The organism is Citrobacter sp. Igbk 17 (assembly GCF_028069775.1).
Lineage (GTDB): Bacteria > Pseudomonadota > Gammaproteobacteria > Enterobacterales > Enterobacteriaceae > Citrobacter.
The window spans coordinates 108,303-127,582 of sequence record NZ_JANEWI010000008.1 but is presented as its reverse complement, the minus strand read 5'-3'; the positions used below and the strand labels follow the sequence as shown (position 1 = coordinate 127,582).

The 19,280-nt window shown below is 50.8% G+C and carries 19 protein-coding genes; 9 read left to right on the top strand and 10 right to left on the bottom strand.

Going from position 1 to position 19,280, the window contains the following annotated elements; genetic code table 11:
• Positions 1-21: 21 nt before the first annotated feature.
• Together mlc and NNO08_RS07275 are read right to left on the bottom strand one after the other, a co-directional pair.
• On the bottom strand, positions 22-1,242 hold the full coding sequence (mlc, locus tag NNO08_RS07280; protein WP_271450419.1) for a sugar metabolism global transcriptional regulator Mlc: 1,221 nt from the start codon (positions 1,240-1,242) through the stop codon (positions 22-24).
• A 128-nt stretch (positions 1,243-1,370) separates the two neighbouring features.
• A complete protein-coding gene (locus tag NNO08_RS07275) occupies positions 1,371-2,270 on the bottom strand; it encodes a LysR family transcriptional regulator (RefSeq protein ID WP_137381232.1) in 900 nt (299 codons plus the stop codon).
• Positions 2,271-2,428: 158 nt separating this feature from the next.
• Between NNO08_RS07275 and NNO08_RS07270 the strand changes: the two genes are divergently transcribed.
• Positions 2,429-3,682 carry an MFS transporter gene (locus NNO08_RS07270; RefSeq protein WP_271456445.1) on the top strand — a complete coding sequence of 418 codons (1,254 nt, stop codon included), beginning with the start codon at positions 2,429-2,431 and terminating at the stop codon, positions 3,680-3,682.
• 35 nt (positions 3,683-3,717) lie between these two features.
• On the opposite strand, the gene NNO08_RS07265 is transcribed toward NNO08_RS07270, so the two are convergent.
• Positions 3,718-4,404, bottom strand: a complete 687-nt coding sequence (locus NNO08_RS07265) for a CPBP family intramembrane glutamic endopeptidase (protein ID WP_271456444.1) — start codon at positions 4,402-4,404, stop codon at positions 3,718-3,720.
• A 174-nt stretch (positions 4,405-4,578) separates the two neighbouring features.
• On the opposite strand from NNO08_RS07265, the gene NNO08_RS07260 reads away from it, so the two are divergent.
• The 3 genes from NNO08_RS07260 (at position 4,579) to NNO08_RS07250 (ending at position 7,616) form a co-directional block, all read left to right on the top strand.
• Positions 4,579-6,066, top strand: coding sequence for a carboxypeptidase M32 (locus NNO08_RS07260; RefSeq protein WP_271456443.1), 1,488 nt, complete (start codon positions 4,579-4,581; stop codon positions 6,064-6,066).
• A gap of 137 nt (positions 6,067-6,203) precedes the next feature.
• Positions 6,204-6,524, top strand: a complete 321-nt coding sequence (gene asr, locus NNO08_RS07255) for an acid resistance repetitive basic protein Asr (RefSeq protein ID WP_199982167.1) — start codon at positions 6,204-6,206, stop codon at positions 6,522-6,524.
• 270 nt (positions 6,525-6,794) lie between these two features.
• Entirely contained in the window at positions 6,795-7,616 is an 822-nt protein-coding gene (locus tag NNO08_RS07250) for a trypsin-like serine peptidase (protein WP_271456442.1), read from the top strand.
• A gap of 34 nt (positions 7,617-7,650) precedes the next feature.
• Here the strand turns inward: NNO08_RS07250 and mdtI are convergent, their stop codons facing one another.
• From mdtI to NNO08_RS23170, 3 genes are all read right to left on the bottom strand, one after another.
• Positions 7,651-7,980: a multidrug/spermidine efflux SMR transporter subunit MdtI gene (gene mdtI, locus NNO08_RS07245; RefSeq protein WP_040233868.1), complete on the bottom strand. Its 330-nt coding sequence runs from the start codon at positions 7,978-7,980 to the stop codon at positions 7,651-7,653.
• Positions 7,967-8,332: a multidrug/spermidine efflux SMR transporter subunit MdtJ gene (gene mdtJ, locus NNO08_RS07240; RefSeq protein WP_271450424.1), complete on the bottom strand. Its 366-nt coding sequence runs from the start codon at positions 8,330-8,332 to the stop codon at positions 7,967-7,969. The genes mdtI and mdtJ overlap by 14 nt, the downstream gene beginning before the upstream one ends.
• 107 nt (positions 8,333-8,439) lie before the next feature.
• Positions 8,440-8,610: a protein YdgV gene (locus NNO08_RS23170; protein ID WP_086523670.1), complete on the bottom strand. Its 171-nt coding sequence runs from the start codon at positions 8,608-8,610 to the stop codon at positions 8,440-8,442.
• Positions 8,611-8,740: 130 nt separating this feature from the next.
• Here NNO08_RS23170 and NNO08_RS07235 point away from each other — a divergent pair, with 130 nt between their 5' ends.
• Entirely contained in the window at positions 8,741-9,775 is a 1,035-nt protein-coding gene (locus NNO08_RS07235; protein ID WP_271450415.1) for an AI-2E family transporter, read from the top strand.
• A gap of 31 nt (positions 9,776-9,806) precedes the next feature.
• Here NNO08_RS07235 and NNO08_RS07230 read toward each other — a convergent pair whose 3' ends face one another.
• Positions 9,807-11,003: a multidrug effflux MFS transporter gene (locus NNO08_RS07230; RefSeq protein WP_271456441.1), complete on the bottom strand. Its 1,197-nt coding sequence runs from the start codon at positions 11,001-11,003 to the stop codon at positions 9,807-9,809.
• Between the two features lie 263 nt (positions 11,004-11,266).
• Between NNO08_RS07230 and NNO08_RS07225 the strand changes: the two genes are divergently transcribed.
• A complete protein-coding gene (locus NNO08_RS07225; RefSeq protein ID WP_271440548.1) occupies positions 11,267-12,118 on the top strand; it encodes an aldo/keto reductase in 852 nt (283 codons plus the stop codon).
• A 46-nt stretch (positions 12,119-12,164) separates the two neighbouring features.
• Here the strand turns inward: NNO08_RS07225 and pntB are convergent, their stop codons facing one another.
• Positions 12,165-13,553 carry a Re/Si-specific NAD(P)(+) transhydrogenase subunit beta gene (gene pntB / locus NNO08_RS07220; protein WP_271456440.1) on the bottom strand — a complete coding sequence of 463 codons (1,389 nt, stop codon included), beginning with the start codon at positions 13,551-13,553 and terminating at the stop codon, positions 12,165-12,167.
• A 10-nt stretch (positions 13,554-13,563) separates the two neighbouring features.
• Positions 13,564-15,093: a Re/Si-specific NAD(P)(+) transhydrogenase subunit alpha gene (gene pntA, locus NNO08_RS07215; protein WP_137381244.1), complete on the bottom strand. Its 1,530-nt coding sequence runs from the start codon at positions 15,091-15,093 to the stop codon at positions 13,564-13,566.
• 525 nt (positions 15,094-15,618) lie between these two features.
• Here pntA and ydgH point away from each other — a divergent pair.
• From ydgH to folM, 3 genes are all read left to right on the top strand, one after another.
• Positions 15,619-16,563: a DUF1471 family protein YdgH gene (ydgH, locus tag NNO08_RS07210; RefSeq protein ID WP_202038702.1), complete on the top strand. Its 945-nt coding sequence runs from the start codon at positions 15,619-15,621 to the stop codon at positions 16,561-16,563.
• A gap of 187 nt (positions 16,564-16,750) precedes the next feature.
• A complete protein-coding gene (locus NNO08_RS07205) occupies positions 16,751-18,133 on the top strand; it encodes an amino acid permease (protein WP_155021031.1) in 1,383 nt (460 codons plus the stop codon).
• 37 nt (positions 18,134-18,170) lie between these two features.
• Positions 18,171-18,893 (top strand): dihydromonapterin reductase, encoded by a 723-nt coding sequence (folM, locus tag NNO08_RS07200; RefSeq protein ID WP_271450413.1) that lies wholly within the window; start codon positions 18,171-18,173, stop codon positions 18,891-18,893.
• Here the strand turns inward: folM and NNO08_RS07195 are convergent.
• Positions 18,890-19,225 (bottom strand): GlpM family protein, encoded by a 336-nt coding sequence (locus tag NNO08_RS07195; RefSeq protein ID WP_005121178.1) that lies wholly within the window; start codon positions 19,223-19,225, stop codon positions 18,890-18,892. The two genes, folM and NNO08_RS07195, sit on opposite strands and share 4 nt — an antisense overlap.
• Between the last annotated feature and the right edge of the window lie 55 nt (positions 19,226-19,280).

The following is a 19,280-nucleotide window of genomic DNA, read 5'->3' as shown; positions in this document are numbered from 1 at the left end:
TCGTACAACAGTTAAAAAATGTTAACCCTGTAATAGACGAATCAACAAAGAACCGTTATACATCGCGTCCTTAACGAGGGCAGCCCCCGCCATCGTTCCCTGATTAGAGAATTGCGTACTTTCGACAACAATGTGCTGGCTGTAGGCCGGAAGCGCCTGTTGACGAATGCTGTCAGCAATGGTCGGGAACAAAATGTCAGCGGCTTTACTGAGTGGAGATCCTATCAATATCTTTTGCGGGTTGAACAAATTCACCATGATAGCCAGGATACGACCAACATGGGTTCCAACGCCGTTAATAATATCTTTCGCCAATAAATCACCCTGCATGGCCGCCTGACACAGTGCGTCTACCGTCAACGGTTGCCCGTGCAGAGAGGAGCTCATTGACTGCTTCAGTCGCACCTGCGCCAGTTCCAGCACGCTGTCGACGCTGGCGATCGTTTCCAGGCACCCATGGTTACCGCAGTAGCAACGTTTGCCGTAAGGGTCCACCTGCGTATGACCTATTTCGACCAGGCTACTGCTGCCTGCATGCAGTAAATGACCATCAGTGATCACCCCTGCACCCACATTGTGATCGATGACCACCTGAATAACATCACGCGCCCCACGTGATGCACCAAACAGCGCTTCTGCCATGGTCCAGGCGCTGATATCGTGCTGAATGTACACTGGCACGCCAGTATGCCGCTCCAGCGTTTCGCCGAGCGGCATCTCTTTGACGTCATCATAGAACGGCATGCGATGTACGATACCGTTTTCTGTATCAATAATGCCGGGTAAAGTAATCGCGATAGAGGTTAGGCGCTCGAGTTTTTGCTGGTGACGGATAAAAAACTGATCGACTTGCGCAACAACCCGTTCCAGTAACGGTGTCTCGCTGACCAGCGCCATTTCAAGACAATCCTCGACCACCAGTTTGCTGCTCAGATCGCGCAGCGCCAGGAAAATCTCGCCACGACTAATACGAATAGAAAGGTAATGCCAGGCTTCTGTTTCGACAACCAGCCCTACAGCCGGACGTCCACGGTTACCGGCTTCTTTTATTTCCAGCTCCTGCACCAAATGCGCTTCCAGCATTTCTCGGACAATTTTGGTAATACTGGCAGGTGCCAATTGTGCCAGGCGAGAGAGATCAATACGCGATACCGGTCCCAGCTGATCAATCAGACGATAAACCGCGCCCGCATTGGTCTGCTTAATTTGATCGATATGCCCAGGCTGACTATCAGCAACCACCACTTACTCCCTTTATTTTCGCGCTCCGAAATAATCTGCGGGCTATGGTGAAGCACTTCAATGGTTTCCGTCAACTTTTTACTTAGCCTTGTGATTTACTGCACATTTTCGACCATTTTTAAACTAAATTAACCGCGCTGCACCGCGGCTAAAAGCTGCTGGCGAAAACGTTGCGCTGCGTGGCTTTGTTCATGATGCTTCGGCCACACCAACCACATTTCGGAGACCGCATCGTCTTCCGCAATGGGGATCCAACACATTTCATACAATTGCACCCGTTTAAAAGAGGCTGGCAAAATGGAAACCCCCAACCCTGCGGCCACCAGTCCAATGATAGTCATCGCCTCACCGACCTCCTGGGTGATGGTTGGTTTCAGATCGTAACGGCGCATCAGGCCGAGAATATCGTCATACAACCCCGTTCCAACATGCGGATCAAAAAAGACAAACGGCTCATTTGCCAGCTCCGCCAGCGTCACCACCGGCTTTTGCGCCAGAGGATGTGCGCGTGGGATCATCGCCATCAGCGGTTCATGCAAAATGACCTCCCGCGCCAATGTGTCCGGAAGTTGCGTATTGCGCAAGAGCCCCAAATCCAGTGCACCCTCGTTGAGCGGGGCAATTTGCTCGCGCGTATTCATTTCACGGGTTTGCATATGCACTGCTGGATAGCATTGGCGAAAAAGAGACAGCGTATCGGACACTGCCTTAATAAACGGGGCTGATGACGTAAAACCGATGCGCAGTTCCCCCGACTCTCCCAGGTGTAGTCGCTCGGCACGGGCGGCAGCCTCATTTACCAGCCCCAGGATCTGCCGACTGTCCGCCAGAAACTGTTTCCCGGCAGCGGTAAGCGCCACGCTGCGGTTAGTCCGCGCCAGTAGCCGTGCACCCACCTGCTGTTCGAGGATCTGGATCTGCTGACTCAACGGCGGTTGCGAAATATTCAGTCGTGCCGCTGCACGACCAAAATGCAGCTCTTCCGCCACTGCCACAAAGTAACGTAGGTGACGCAGTTCAATATTCATATTTTTAAGATATTATTTGAGATTATTAATATATTAGACAGAATATTGTGATTTTCATACTCTTAAGGCTGGTCCTGTAGACCCCATGGATTTCACGTCGCATTGCGTGACTTGAAAAACACAGGGTATAGATGTAAATGATTGAGCAAGGATTTTAAGTGAGCCGTACAACTACTGTCGATACCGCCCCGGCGGGCGATGTTGATGAACAGATAGTCAATCCGCCGGATGGTTTTATTAAACGCGGTACATCCCCTTTTATGCGCGTCACGCTGGCGCTTTTTTCTGCCGGGCTGGCGACATTTGCCCTTCTCTATTGCGTCCAGCCCATACTGCCCGTGCTGTCGCATGAGTTTGGCGTATCGCCAGCCAGCAGTAGTATTTCGCTTTCCATCTCAACGGCCATGCTGGCAATCGGCTTACTGTTTACCGGCCCACTTTCCGACGCCATAGGCCGTAAACCGGTAATGGTGACCGCGCTGCTTTTGGCCTCCTGCTGTACGTTGCTTTCTACAATGATGACCAGTTGGCACGGTATTTTAATCATGCGAGCGCTGATTGGACTGTCTCTGAGCGGCGTGGCGGCCGTGGGAATGACCTATTTGAGTGAAGAAATTCACCCGAGCTTTGTCGCATTCTCAATGGGCTTATACATCAGCGGGAACTCGATTGGTGGTATGAGTGGTCGTTTGATTAGCGGCGTATTTACTGACTTTTTTAACTGGCGAATTGCGCTGGCGGCTATTGGCTGCTTTGCCCTCGCCTCCGCGCTCATGTTCTGGAAGATCTTACCGGAATCACGGCACTTCAGACCGACATCGTTACGGCCTAAAACGTTATTTATCAACTTCCGTTTGCACTGGCGTGACAGAGGACTTCCGCTACTGTTCGCAGAAGGGTTCTTGCTGATGGGGTCGTTTGTCACACTGTTTAACTACATCGGCTACCGTCTGATGCTGTCTCCGTGGGAACTCAGCCAGGCTGTCGTCGGTTTGTTGTCCGTGGCTTATCTTACCGGCACCTGGAGCTCACCCAAAGCCGGTTCCATGACTACCCGTTATGGGCGCGGCCCGGTAATGTTGTTCTCGACAGGCGTGATGTTGTTCGGGCTAATAATGACCCTGTTTACCTCGTTATGGCTGATTTTTGCCGGTATGTTGCTTTTTTCAGCCGGGTTCTTTGCCGCGCATTCCGTGGCCAGTAGTTGGATCGGGCCGCGAGCCAAACGCGCTAAAGGCCAGGCCTCTTCACTGTATCTGTTCAGCTATTACCTGGGCTCAAGCATTGCCGGTACACTAGGAGGCGTTTTCTGGCATAGCTATGGCTGGAACGGCGTGGGCGGGTTTATCGCACTGATGCTGGTGCTGGCGCTATTGGTTGGTGCCCGTTTGCACCACCGTCTGCACGCATAATCAATGATGCCCGAAAACCGGGCATCATAAACAGCTCACGATAACATAAACGTCTGGGCGCTAATTTGCAGAGCAATTACCGTACCGTTCATCAAAATATGTAGCATAATCGGCATCAGTAAACCGTTACTTTTCAGCCTCGCCAGGATCAAAACCTGAGACACGATAAACAACATCAATAACGTTCTCAGATCCACATACTGTGTATGCATCACGGCGAAAATAGCCGACACCACTACTGACGACAATGCTGTTTTATTATTGAACCAGTACTGAAAAGCATTGAACAGGCAGCCCCTGAAGATGATTTCTTCATACACGGGTGCGATAAATATCAGCGTTACGCTGGATAACCAAAGCGCGTAGCTGTTCAGTGAGACCTGGCTTGTCACCCACTCTTCGGTCTTTCTGATCCCCAATACCCAGGGCAGGACTAGCTGTACAATCAGCAGCGCAACAAACAATATGGCAAACCACCGGGCGTTGAATGTTCCTTTCCCTAGACCGTCCCTTTTTCTAAAGAAAACGTAATACAACGGCACCAGGACGACAAATTCCAGTGTAAACAGCAGCGGAAAAAGTAATCCTTTGGCGAGCAGGTCCTGACTGGCAGGGAAAAATAATGGGGAAAATGTGAGGCCGAACATCAACAAAAACATAGAGAAACAACCAGCCACCGCTTTTGTCCTTGCGATATATTCGTTACTGACTTCCTGTTGCACACCTGCTCCTTGGATAAAATGAAATGTTCTCGTTATCTGAATAATGCACAATTATGATAAAAAGTATCATTATCATTTACAAGCTACCAAAATTCCCATCACCTACGATGAATGGGTTAATTTGCGAAATCGCGTTAGACTCTGAAATCTGGTCCAACAGAACGAGAACAAAAAATGAGTAACAATGATAATTACCATCAGCTCAGCCGCACGTTCCAGCGCCTCTCTCGCTTTTCCCACCTCTCGGCTATCGCCAGTTGGGACATGTTTACCATGATGCCGCCTGGCGGCAGCAAAGCCCGGGGTGAAGCACTGGCTGAACTGAGCGTGCTTGAGCATCAACTGTTAACCGATGCCAATGTGGCAAAGTGGATCGCCGCCGCACAGCAGGAAGACCTGAACGATGTCGAGCAGGCCAATCTGCGCGAAATGTCACGGCTACATCATCAAGCGTCCTTGCTACCCGAATCACTGGTAGAAGCGAAATCACTGGCAGGCAGTCGTTGCGAACATGCCTGGCGCAGCCAACGCCCGGCCAATGACTGGGAAGGGTTTGCTGAAAACCTGAAAGAAGTGGTTAAGTACAGCCGCGAAGAAGCCCGACTGCGTGCAGAAGCGAAAGGATGCTCGCCTTACGACGCATTGCTGGATGTCTTTGAACCAGAGATGACCAGCGCCCGGCTGGATATTCTCTTTGCCGACATCAAAAGCTGGCTACCCGAATTGCTCAATAAAGTGGTGACCAAACAATCACAACTATCGCTTATCGCCCCGGTTGGCCCCTTCCCGACTGCAGTTCAGCGTGAACTGGGTCTTGAAACCATGGCGCAGTTGGGTTTTGATTTTACCGCGGGACGCCTGGACATTAGTGCGCATCCGTTCTGTGGCGGCGTACCACAAGATGTTCGGATTACCACCCGCTATGATGAAAACGAACTGCTCAGCGCGTTATTTGGCGTCATTCATGAGACAGGTCATGCGCGTTATGAGCAAAATCTACCTCAAAACTGGTCAGGGCAACCTATTGCCCTGGCGCGATCAACCGCCATCCATGAATCTCAGAGCCTGTTCTTTGAAATGCAATTAGGCCGCAGCCCGGCGTTTCTGAAACGGTTAATTCCCGCAGTAACCCGGCATTTCGGCGATCAACCCGCCTTTGAGGAAAGCAATTTCATCGCCTGGAACCAGCAGGTCAAACCGGGCTTTATCCGCGTTGACGCTGACGAGGTTAGCTATCCGGCTCACGTGATCCTGCGTTATGAAATCGAGCGCGCGTTGATTAACGGCGACATTGAGGTCGATGATATTCCTGCCTTGTGGAATGAAAAAATGCAGGCCTGGTTAGGGCTGTCTACGATCGGGAACTACCGTAACGGCTGTATGCAGGATATCCACTGGACCGATGGCGGTTTTGGTTATTTCCCTTCGTACACATTGGGGGCGATGTATGCAGCGCAGCTTTTCAGTGCGGCTAACCGTGCATTGCCAGACTTAAACCACGCCATTGCGCAAGGAGACTTTAGCGCCTTGTTTGACTGGTTGCGCCAGAATATCTGGCAACATGGCAGCCGTTTCACGACCGAGCAGCTCATTACCCAGGCAACCGGAGAGCCACTGAGCAGCCGCTATTTCCGCGCCCATCTGGAAGCCCGCTATCTGTAATCGTAGACCGTGAGTCGTTGTACAAACGGTTACACGCCGAAACCAATGACTCACGGAAGCCCAGAGATTACAGCGATATAGTTATTTCAACGGCCCCGCAGTGGGGTTGAATGAAAAACCAAATCGAGGGTATGAGAATGAAAAAAGTATTAGCTCTGGTTGTTGCCGCTGCTATGGGTCTGTCTTCTGCTGCATTTGCTGCTGAAACAACTGCTACTACCGCTCCGACTGCTGCTGCGACCACGAAAGCCGCACCGGCAAAAACCACTCATCATAAAAAACAACACAAAGCAGCGCCGCAGAAAGCACAGGCTGCCAAAAAACACACCAAAAAAGCAGCAACTAAACCAGCTGCAACCAAACCAGCCGCAGAGCAGAAAGCTCAGGCCGCTAAAAAACACACCAAAAAAGCAGTAAAACACGAAACCGCTAAACCAGCTGCTCAACCGGCTGCATAAAACATCTGTAGTAACCATGGCGTCCCCCATGCCATAGCATACGGCGCTAAATCACTCTGATTTAGCGCCGCCTTTCGGAGGGTAAAATGGTGTCACATTACCGCTTTGAGTTCATTCTTATTACCCTGATAATTTGCGCTCTTATCGCCATGCATTTTTATCTTTCCTGAGTGTAGTTATCTGATTTTACTCCCACTTTCCCGCCGTCCCGTCTATAGTATTAACTGAGGGTTTGCTGTTAATAATCATAATTCCCCACCAGAGTGTGATATGCATAAAACCATTGCGGTATTACTGGGTTCAATTTGTCTATTTCCTGTCGTTGCACATGCGGAGCAGCCTGCAACGACCGTTGCTGAAGCCGATAACATAAAAACGCTGTTTTTTGGTCATGACGATCGTGTGAGGGTGACTGACCCGACGCAATCACCGTGGGACGCTATCGGGCAACTGGAAACCGCCAGCGGTAACCTGTGCACGGCTACGCTCATTTCACCTCACCTGGCCCTGACTGCCGGGCACTGCTTACTCACCCCACCAAAAGGCAAGCCGGATAAAGCCGTCGCGCTACGTTTTGTGTCGAAAAAGGGTATCTGGCGCTATGAAATCCACGGCATTGAAGGACGGGTTGATCCCTCTCTCGGCAAGCGTTTAAAAGCAGATGGTGACGGCTGGATTGTCCCACCTTCTGCGGCCCCGTGGGATTTTGGCCTGGTGGTGCTACGTTATCCCCCTTCTGGGATCACGCCGCTACCGTTATTTGACGGTGATAAAGCCGCGTTAACCGCTGCGCTAAAAACGGCAGACCGTAAAGTGACTCAGTCGGGGTATCCGGAAGATCACCTGGATGACCTGTACACGCATCAGGATTGCGTGGTAACTGGCTGGGCGCAAAATACCGTCTTGTCGCATCAGTGCGATACGCTCCCTGGCGACAGCGGCTCCCCATTGATGTTAAAGACAGATTCAGGCTGGCAATTGATTGGTGTGCAAAGCTCCGCTCCAGCAGCAAAAGATCGCTGGCGGGCAGATAATCGCGCCATTTCCGTGACGGGTTTTCGCGATAAACTCGAAGCACTGGCGAAGGGATAACACATGCTGCCCACGTTTGCGGGCAGCACGTAGATTAGGCAAGTTTGATCATTATCATTCCGGCCAGAAGCAAAGCGACGCCAATCCAGCCTTTGTTATTCAGACGCTGGCCAAAAAGCACCCATCCTGCGGCTAACGTTGCGGCGATCCCGAATCCTCCCCACAGCGCGTAGGCGACAGAAAGGTCGATCCCTTTTACCGCCTGGGATAGCGCACTAAAGGCCGCTAACACCGCCACCAGCGACAACACGCCATAAGCCTTACGGCGGAAACCATCGGAAAATTTTAAGAAGACGTTAGCAACGATTTCAAGAACAATCGCCATTCCAAGCCAGGCGCCGTGAACCCACTCAAACTGCTGCATGGGTCACCTCCCTCCTCGCTTTTGCCGGCTTGCGTGTACCCGATTTGATCAACACAATGCCTAACACCAGCGAGACCAGTCCAGCAACTTTCATCGTTGACAAGGTTTCGTCGAATAACAGCACGCTAAACAGCGTAATAAATAAAATTCCGATACCTTCCCATAAGGCATAGGCCACACCAAGGGCGATTTTTTTAACGGCAAAACTTAGAAAAATATACGATAAGGCGATCATTACCAGCATTAAAATAAAGCCCGCATTACCATGGCCTACACTTGCCCATTTCATTGACAGCGTACCGGTTATTTCAGCCGCAATGGCCAGACCTAATAATATCCAGTAAAACATGATGCTTCTCCTGCTTGAGAATATAGTCCTTTGGGCCTACTGCATGCAGTAAACCAAAAAATAGAATCAGATAGCTCAGCGCATAACGCCAGCTCAGGCAGAAGAAGGGACTAAAGCGCGTTGCGCCAGTGTTGCTCACCCGCAAGCAAGAAAGTGGAAGAGGTACGAAGAAGTGTAGGTAAACGCAAAAACATCCTGAACGTATTGTCCATAATATTACAATTATCCGCAGTGTTGCTTCTCATCATCGCGGATGATAATTGTCCTCGGTAGTTAAACACAGATGATTTGTATCATAGGTTCAATGCGAACTCAAAATCTTTTCACTTCTTTACCCGACTCGTTTGATTTTTGTTATAACGGCTCGAGGCAGATCACATTATTATATTGATAAAAAACTCAGGGATTCACATGGCAAAACCGATCATCACACTTAACGGCCTAAAAATAGTTATTATGCTCGGCATGTTGGTTATCATTTTAACCGGTATCCGATTTGCCGCCGATATCATTGTACCGTTTATTCTGGCGTTATTTATCGCCGTCGTGCTCAATCCCGTAGTACAGCGCATGGTTAGGCTCCGTATACCGCGTGTATTCGCCGTGTCATTGCTGGTTGTTATTATTGTCATGCTAATGGTGCTGCTTCTGGCTTATTTAGGTACATCCTTAAATGAGCTGGCACGGACACTGCCGCAATATCGTTCGTCCCTGGTTATCCCACTGAAAAATATCGAACCGTGGCTACAACGTGCGGGGATCGGGGTTTCCGTCGACGAGTTGGTGAAATATGTTGACCCGAACGCTGCAATGACGCTGGTCACCAATTTATTGACGCAACTCTCTAATGCGATGTCCTCGATATTTCTACTGCTGCTGACCGTGGTTTTTATGCTGCTGGAAGTACCGCAACTCCCCGGCAAACTCAAACAAATGATGAGCCGCCCTCTTGAAGGAATGGCCGCGATCCAACGCGCTATCGACAGTGTCTCACACTATCTGGTACTAAAAACCGCCATCAGTATCGTCACCGGCCTGGTCGCCTGGGGCATGCTTGCCGCACTGGATGTTCGCTTCGCGTTTGTCTGGGGACTGCTGGCCTTTGCCCTGAACTATATTCCTAACATCGGTTCGGTGCTGGCTGCGATTCCTCCTATTGCTCAGGTCCTGGTATTCAGTGGTTTTTACGATGCGCTGCTCGTGCTGGCAGGTTATCTTGTGATTAACCTGGTATTCGGCAATATCCTGGAACCCCGCATCATGGGGCGCGGGTTGGGACTTTCTACGCTGGTGGTATTCCTGTCGCTGATTTTTTGGGGCTGGCTGCTCGGCCCCGTTGGAATGCTGCTTTCAGTACCGCTGACCATCATCGTAAAAATTGCCCTTGAGCAAACAAATGGTGGTCAAAGTATTGCCGTCCTGCTGAGCGATCTTAACAAAGAATAGATGTATGCCCCGCTATCGCGGGGCTGTTCAACTACTGTTTGACACGGAATACCAGTGCGGCGCTCATCAGTGTGAATAGCGCAATAATCCATGCCATAGTCCAGGGGGTGCCGTCACTCAATCTCGCCAGCAGTAAAGACGAGATGATGCCACTGCCATACTGTAATGAACCAATCAACGCCGAAGCTGAACCGGCGATATTGGGGGCCGCATCCAGCGCGGCGGCCGTCGAGGTTGCTGCAATGATCCCATTCATCGAAAACAACAGAAACACAGTGATGATAATGGCAATAACCCCCCCTATTTCCAGTTTAACCAGCAGTGCCAATGCAACAGCAGCCAGTGCCGCTAACATCGTCGCGTACTTCAGTAACTGTTCTAACGCATGCCGTTGCACCAGCCGGCGATTGACCGCACTCATCGCCATAACGCCGACAATATTTAACGCAAATAACCAGCCGTAATGCTGTGGGTCGACATGGTAATAGCGAATGTAAACAAATGGCGAACCGGTAATAAACGCATACGCACCCACGTAATAAAAGGTCAGACTCAGGGTGTAGCGCATAAATCGACCATTGGTTAATAGCGCGCGGTAATGACGAAATGCGCCTGCCAGTGAGGCTTTTACGCGTCTTTCTTCAGGGAGTGTTTCCGGCAACCACAGCAAAGAGATAAACATCAGCACACCAATGACTACCAGCAACCAAAAAATAGAGTGCCAGGTGCTCAGTCGAATAATTTGCCCGCCAATCAATGGTCCAGCAATGGGGGCAATCGCCATAACCAGTACCAGGGTTGACAACATTTGTGCCGCACGAGTACGAGCAAAGAGATCACGAATCATGGCACGCGCCAGCATCGGTCCGGTACAGGCCCCCAGCGCCTGAAAGACCCGCCAGAAAACAATTTGCGTGATATCTGTAGACAACGCACACCCCGCCGAACCGATGATAAACAGCACCATGCCGATGAACAGCGGTTTACGCCTGCCCAGATGATCGCTGATCGGTCCCCAGATCAACTGCGCAATAGCAAATCCCACCAAAAAACCGGTAACAGTAAGCTCCACATTGCCGTTTAAATCCCCCGCCATGGTCGGCATTGCCGGGAGATAGATATCGGTTGAAAGTGAAGTAAAGGCCATCAAGCCGCTGAGAATAAGAATAAAAGAGAGACCGGTGTGGCTTGCCGTCGCAACCGGTGAGCGCTGTTCACGTGTACGCATAGCGTCCTGTTATCTTGGGAAAAGTCAGGTGGCAGTATATACGGGGTGAATGGCAGTGATTAGATAGCGAAAGAAGCATAAGTTTATGAGTGTAAATCATGAATAACGCCCTTTTTGCACCAGGCATATGTGACAAACTTCGCATATTTCCCTGCTAAAAATGAATTTAGCTCATAGGTCTATGCCGATTTGACCGACTAATGGTGTGAACAGATTTTTGCTAATCTGCTGCCAATGCAAAAAATGATGTTCAGGAGCGTTCCATGAATACAACTGTCTTAAATAACGGTGTTGAGATGCCTCTGCTCGGTTTTGGCGTATACCAAATGACCGAAGCAAACGAGTGTGAGCAAGCCGTGCGGGATGCCATCGAAACGGGATATCGCCTGATCGATACCGCCGCCTCCTATCTGAATGAAACTCAGGTCGGCAATGCGCTGAAACAAAGCGGCGTACCCCGCGATGAACTCTTCATTACAACCAAGCTGTGGTTACAAGATACCAGCTACGCTGGCGCAAAAGCTCAGTTTGCGCGTTCGTTACAGCGTCTTCAGCTTGATTACCTTGACCTGTATTTAATCCACCAGCCCTATGGCGACGTGCACGGTGCCTGGCGTGCAATGGAGGAACTCTACGAGGAAGGGAAAATTCGCGCGATTGGCGTCAGCAATTTCCACCCGGACCGCCTGGCAGATTTGATGGCCTTCAACCGCATTATCCCGGCAGTGAACCAGATAGAGGTGAATCCCTTTCACCAGCAACCGCATGCCGTAGCCTGGATGCAGAGCCGCAATATTCAACCACAAGCCTGGGCGCCGTTCGCCGAGGGGCGTAATGACCTGTTTCAAAATCCGACACTGGCCGCGATTGGTGAGAAGTACGGGAAAAGCGTCGGCCAGGTGGTGCTGCGTTGGATTTATCAACGCGGAATTATTTCTCTGGCGAAAACCGTGCGTAAAGCGCGTATGACAGAGAATATTCAGATACTGGATTTTACCTTAACGGCTGAAGAAATGACGCAAATCGCCGCCATGGACGCCGGGATCAGTGCATTTTTCTCGCATCGCGATCCGGCTCGTGTGGAATGGATTACCCAGCGTAAACTGGATGTTTAACAAAAAAAACGGCCTCCGCAGAGGCCGTTTTACTTTTAGGCACGCATTACAACGCTTTTAGAATTGCATCCACGCTGGCTTTGGCATCGCCAAACAACATATGGGTGTTTTCTTTAAAGAACAGCGGGTTCTGCACGCCTGCATAACCGGTGTTCATTGAGCGTTTGAACACGATAACATTCTGCGCTTTCCACACTTCCAGTACGGGCATTCCGGCAATCGGGCTGCGCGGATCGTCTTGCGCTGCCGGGTTTACCGTATCATTCGCGCCAATAACCAGCACGGTATCGGTATCGGCGAAATCATCGTTGATCTCATCCATTTCCAACACGATGTCATACGGCACTTTGGCTTCCGCCAGCAGCACGTTCATATGACCAGGCAAGCGCCCTGCTACCGGGTGAATACCAAAACGGACTTTGATACCACGGGCGCGCAGTTTCTCAGTAATTTCTGCCACCGGGTACTGCGCCTGCGCCACCGCCATACCGTAGCCTGGGGTGATAATCACGGAATGCGAATTTTTCAGCATTTCAGCGGTATCTTCGGCATTGATCTCGCGATGTTCGCCTGCTTCTTCGGTATCACCGGTTGAGGAGCCGTCTGTGCCAAATCCCCCTGCAATAACGCTGATGAAAGAACGGTTCATTGCCTTACACATAATGTAAGACAGAATCGCACCCGAGGAACCGACTAGCGCACCCGTAACAATCAGCAGATCGTTGCTCAGCATAAAGCCTGCCGCTGCCGCCGCCCATCCTGAATAAGAGTTCAGCATAGAGACGACGACCGGCATATCGGCCCCACCGATGGATGCGACCAGGTGCCAGCCAAACGCCAGTGCGATAATGGTCATCACCAGCAGCGCCAGGACCTGCAGGCCCACGCTCTCGGTACGAACAAATACGACCAACAACACGAAAGAAACCACCAGCGCCGCCAGGTTCAACTTATGGCGATTCGGCAGCATCAGCGGCTTAGATGAGATCTTGCCGCGCAGTTTACCAAACGCCACGATAGAACCGGTGAAGGTTACTGCACCGATAAAGATGCCGAGGAACACTTCAGTCAAGTGAATGTTCACCAGGATCGGTTCCAGACCGGTATCGTGATACAGATAGCTGTTAAAACCAACCAGTACGGCTGCCAGACCGACGAAGCTGTGCAGAATCGCCACCAGTTCCGGCATCTCGGTCATCTCGACTCTTTTCGCCAGACGAATACCAATTGCACCACCAATGATCATTGCGACCAGAATCCAGGCGACGTTGCCGGTATCCGGGCCAAAAATCGTGGCAATCAGCGCAATCGCCATCCCGGCGATGCCGTAGTTGTTACCCTGTTGAGACGTTTCGTGTTTGGAAAGCCCCGCCAGACTAAAAATAAACAGGATTGCGGCAACAATGTATGCAGCTGTAACTAATCCTCCAGACATATGTTACCCCTTAGTTTTTCCGGAACATTTTCAGCATGCGCTGAGTCACGGTGAAGCCACCGAAAATATTAATGCTGGCAATAAGCACCGCGATAAAACTCAGGAAACTCACCCAGCCGCCCTGGCCAATTTGTAATAATGCCCCCACGACGATGATTCCGGAGATAGCGTTCGTCACGGACATCAGCGGGGTATGCAACGCATGCGAGACATTCCACACCACGTAGTAACCCACCACGCAGGAAAGTGCGAACACCGTAAAGTGTCCGAGGAACTCTTTTGGCGCGACATCGGCTAGCCAGCCAAACAGAATCACCACCAGCGCCATCAGCGCATATTTGCGCCATGGGGATGCAGGTTTTTTCTCTTCCTGTGGTGCAGGTGCAGCTTTAGGTGCCGCTTGTGGCTGAGCAGAAACCTGGATGGGTGGTGCAGGCCACGTAATTTCACCATCGCGAACCACTGTCACGCCGCGCACCACCACATCGTCAAAATCAACGGTGATGTTGCCGTCTTTCTCTTTGCACAACAGTTTCAGCAGGTTGACAAGGTTGGTGCCATACAATTGCGAAGACTGAGTCGGTAAACGACCCGGCAAATCGGTATAGCCAATGACCTTGACGCCGTTCTCGGTGGTGGTCACCTGATTGGCAACGGTATACTCGCAGTTACCCCCATTTTGCGCGGCGAGATCGACAATCACGCTGCCGGACTTCATCGAATCAACCATCTCTCGCGTGATCAGTTTCGGCGCAGGTTTCCCTGGGATCAGCGCGGTGGTAACGATGATGTCGACGTCTTTTGCCTGAGCGGCGAACAGCTCCATCTCCGCTTTAATAAACGCTTCGGACATCACTTTGGCGTAGCCATCGCCGCTGCCCGCTTCTTCTTTAAAGTCCAGTTCAAGGAACTCAGCGCCCATACTCTGAACTTGTTCTTTTACTTCCGGGCGTGTGTCAAAGGCGCGAACAATCGCCCCGAGGCTGTTTGCCGCACCGATAGCGGCCAATCCCGCCACACCAGCACCGATTACCATCACTTTGGCAGGTGGAACTTTACCCGCCGCGGTAATTTGCCCGGTAAAGAACCGTCCGAACTCATGTGCAGCTTCTACAATTGCACGATACCCGGCAATGTTAGCCATCGAGCTTAAGGCATCCAGTGACTGCGCACGCGAAATACGCGGCACGGAATCCATCGCCATGACCGTTACATTTCGCTCAGCGAGTTTTTGCAGTAGCTCAGGGTTCTGCGCAGGCCAGAGAAAACTCACCAGCGTGGTACCCGGATTAAGCAACGGAATCTCAAACGCTTCTGGCGCATTGACCTTCAGGATAATCTCTGACTGCCAGACAGCATTCCCGTCAACAATTTCTGCGCCTGCTTGCACAAACGCCTTATCGTCAAAACTAGCCAGTTGACCTGCGCCGCTTTCAACCGCGACGCTAAAACCCAGCTTCAGCAGCTGCTCAACCGTTTTCGGTGTGGCTGCAACACGGGTTTCATTGGTTAACCGTTCTTTTGGTATGCCAATTCGCATAATGTTCCCTTCCATCTGTATTTTTGATGATGGTTTATCAATGTTCGCAAGAGGCATGCGCACACTCCCGAGAGAGCTCAGTGTTACCTCAATAAAATAAAACAGTAACAAACTCTGTATAACCTACTGAAAATGACGCCTGTGATCTAGCGCCAAAAAACAGTATTTATTATGAAATTTGCAAAACAGGAATGAATTCACTCGCAAGCAGGGATAATGCCCTTTAAATAGCCCGCAAAGGCTGATAATTCGCTCAAGCGAAGCGGCAAAACATGATTAAGCGCCACCATAGAACAATTGATTAACATTAAATTAACTTATGAAATTCAACTGCTTTATCAGTTTTAGCCGCCAAACGCCGAATTTTTAGACATATCACTAAATGTTATCGATGTTGTTAGCATGGGTGGCACGATGAGTGAAAAATCACGCAGACACTGACACAATTTAAATGCAATAATCAGCCACGTTTCTAGTCAATAACAATACCAGTACCTGGTTTGCGCAAGGCGAAGGATTATTTTTATGAAGCTTAAGAACACTCTCCTGGCGTCCGCTCTTCTTTCTGCGACTGCTTTTTCTGTAAATGCAGCGACAGAATTGACGCCGGAGCAAGCGGCTGCCCTGAAACCCTATGACCGCATTGTGGTTACCGGTCGTTTTAATGCTATTGGTGATGCGGTAGACGCCGTATCCCGTCGTGCAGATAAAGACGGTGCAGCCTCCTTTTATGTTGTTGATACCTCAGATTTTGGCAGTGGCGGTAACTGGCGCGTCGTCGCAGATATCTATAAAGCCGACGCTGAAAAAGCAGAAGTCACCAAAAATCGCGTCATCAACGGCGTTATGGAATTACCGAAAGACCAGGCCGTTCTGATTGAACCTTTCGATACCGTTACGGTTCAGGGTTTCTTCCGCAGCCAGCCTGAAGTAAATGATGCCATCACCAAAGTGGCGAAAGAAAAAGGGGCTTACTCTTTCTATATCGTACGCCAGGTTGATGCCAACCAGGGTGGTAACCAACGTATTACCGCATTCATCTACAAAGAAGATGCGAAAAAACGTGTTGTTCAAAGCCCTGATGCGATCCCTGCTGATTCTGATGCCGGACGTGCTGCGTTAGCAGCCGGTGGCGAAGCCGCGAAGAAAGTTGAAATTCCTGGCGTGGCAACGACCGCGTCTCCGAGTGCCGAAGTGGGTCGTTTCTTCGAAACTCAATCAACTAAAGGTGGACGTTACACTGTCACCCTGCCTGACGGTACTAAAGTTGAAGAGCTGAACAAAGCTACCGCCGCGATGATGGTGCCATTCGACAGCATCAAGTTCACCGGTAACTATGGCAACATGACCGAAGTCTCTTACCAGGTTGCTAAACGTGCAGCGAAAAAAGGTGCGAAGTACTACCACATCACCCGCCAGTGGTCGGAACGTGGTAACAACATGACCATCAGCGCCGACCTGTATAAGTAACAGGCAATAGTAATAATAAAAGGCGGCTTTATGCCGCCTTTAGCATTTTTAGTCAAAAATCTGCCTATCCCCATTGCATGCGCTGTCTTCTCTCCGTAAAATCCCGCGCCTTGAGTCGCTTTCACCATTTTTATGCGATTTGCCAAAATAATTATTCTCTCACTCTCGTTTTTGTAACTGGATACAAATGGAAAAGAAATTGGGTCTGAGCGCACTGACAGCGCTGGTTCTAAGCTCAATGCTTGGCGCTGGTGTTTTCAGCCTGCCACAAAATATGGCTGCGGTAGCCAGCCCGGCAGCGTTATTGATTGGTTGGGCGATTACGGGTGCGGGGATCCTGCTGCTCGCGTTTGCCATGCTTATCCTGACACGTATCCGCCCGGAACTGGATGGTGGTATCTTTACCTACGCGCGCGAAGGCTTCGGCGAACTGATCGGTTTTTGCTCCGCGTGGGGATATTGGCTGTGTGCCGTTATCGCTAACGTTTCCTATCTGGTTATCGTCTTTTCCGCACTTAGCTTCTTTACCGATACACCTGCGTTGCGTTTGTTTGGCGACGGGAATACCTGGCAGTCTATTGTTGGCGCATCGGTACTGCTGTGGATCGTGCATTTTCTGGTGTTACGTGGCGTACAGACAGCCGCCAGCATTAATCTGGTGGCGACGCTGGCGAAGCTACTGCCGCTCGGCCTGTTTATCGTGCTGGCATTCATGTTATTTAAGCTCGACACCTTTAGCCTGGACTTTACCGGTGTGAAACTGGGTGTTCCTGTTTGGGAGCAAGTTAAAAACACCATGCTTATCACCCTGTGGGTGTTTATCGGTGTGGAAGGCGCTGTCGTGGTTTCCGCACGGGCGAGGAACAAACGCGATGTCGGACGCGCAACGTTGCTGGCCGTACTTGCCGCGCTTGGCGTATATCTGTTGGTGACCCTGCTTTCTCTTGGCGTGGTCGCACGCCCGGAACTGGCTGAAATCCGCAACCCATCAATGGCTGGTCTGATGGTAAAAATGATGGGGCCATGGGGCGAAATCATTATCGCCGCGGGGTTGATAGTCTCTGTCTGCGGTGCCTATTTGAGCTGGACGATTATGGCGGCGGAAGTCCCGTTTCTGGCATCCACTCACAAAGCATTTCCGCGTATTTTTGCGCGTCAAAATGCGCAAGGCGCGCCATCTGCATCATTGTGGCTGACGAACATCTGCGTACAGGTCTGTCTGGTGCTGATCTGGCTCACAGGTTCTGACTACAATACGCTGCTGACTATTGCCTCAGAGATGATTCTGGTGCCCTATTTCCTCGTCGGCGCATTTTTGCTGAAGATAGCGACCCGTCCAATTCATCAGGCTGTTGGTGTCGGTGCATGCATTTATGGCTTATGGTTACTGTACGCGTCAGGTCCGATGCACCTGCTGTTGTCCGTGGTGCTGTATGCTCCGGGGTTGCTGGTTTTCCTTTATGCCCGCAAAACTCACGCGCATGACAACGTATTAAAACGCCAGGAAATGGCTTTGATCGGCCTGCTTCTTGTAGCAGCTGTTCCAGCGACCTGGATGCTGATGGGTTAAATGTTTGACCCATCGTTTGCGACTCATGGAGATCTCGATGGGTAAAAAGCCCGCTTTGCCAATACTTATCACCGGAGGGGGCCGTCGCATCGGTCTCGCCATCGCGTGGCATTTTCTGAATCAAAAGCAGCCGGTGATCGTCAGCTACCGGACACACTACCCGGCCATTGAAGGCCTGCAAGAGGCGGGGGCACTGTGTATTCAGGCTGACTTCGCGACCGACGAAGGGGTCCTTGCTTTTGCCAATGAAGTGAAAGCCCGTACCGAAGGTTTACGCGCTATTGTGCACAATGCCAGCGCCTGGGTTGCCGAAAAACCGGGGCTGCCGCTTTCTGACGTGCTGTCCAGCATGATGCAGATCCACGTGAATACCCCTTACCTGCTTAATCACGCGCTGGAAGGCCTGCTGCGCGGACATGGGCATGCGGCCAGCGATATTATCCATTTTACTGATTACGTCGTAGAACGCGGCAGCGACAAGCATATTGCGTATGCTGCCAGTAAAGCGGCTCTGGATAATATGACCCGCTCATTCGCCCGCAAACTGGCCCCGGAAGTGAAAGTTAACGCAATCGCCCCCTCACTAATCCTGTTTAACGAAGGTGACGATGCAGAATATCGCCAGCAGGCGCTGAATAAGTCGTTGATGAAAACAGCACCCGGCGAAAAAGAAGTCATTGATTTAATAGACTATCTATTTACCAGTTGTTTTGTCACCGGCCGCAGCTTTGCCGTTGACGGGGGTCGCCACCTGCGCTAGTGCAGTTTTATCCAACAAAAGATCAGCAACCACGCGCTCAGGCTCCAGCACACTACCGAGCCAATGAGCGCGACGGGTAAACGCATAAAACCGGTGAAGTACCACAGTGAAATGAGGTAGACAAAATAGGGAATAATCGACCACATGCTGAATACGATGGTTGTACGTAATGCCTCTATTCCACGCTCACTGGCCACAATATAGTGCGCTATCAGCGCAAAGGTCGGGAACAGTGGAATTAACCCCGCAATATAGTAATTCTTTGTTTTAGCCAGTAAACCAATCAGCACCACTACCAGCGCACCCAGCGCCGCTTTGACTACGAGCCCCATCGTTTTGCCTTAACACATCAATAACATCAGTCCCTAGCATAACGGAAGCGTTCTC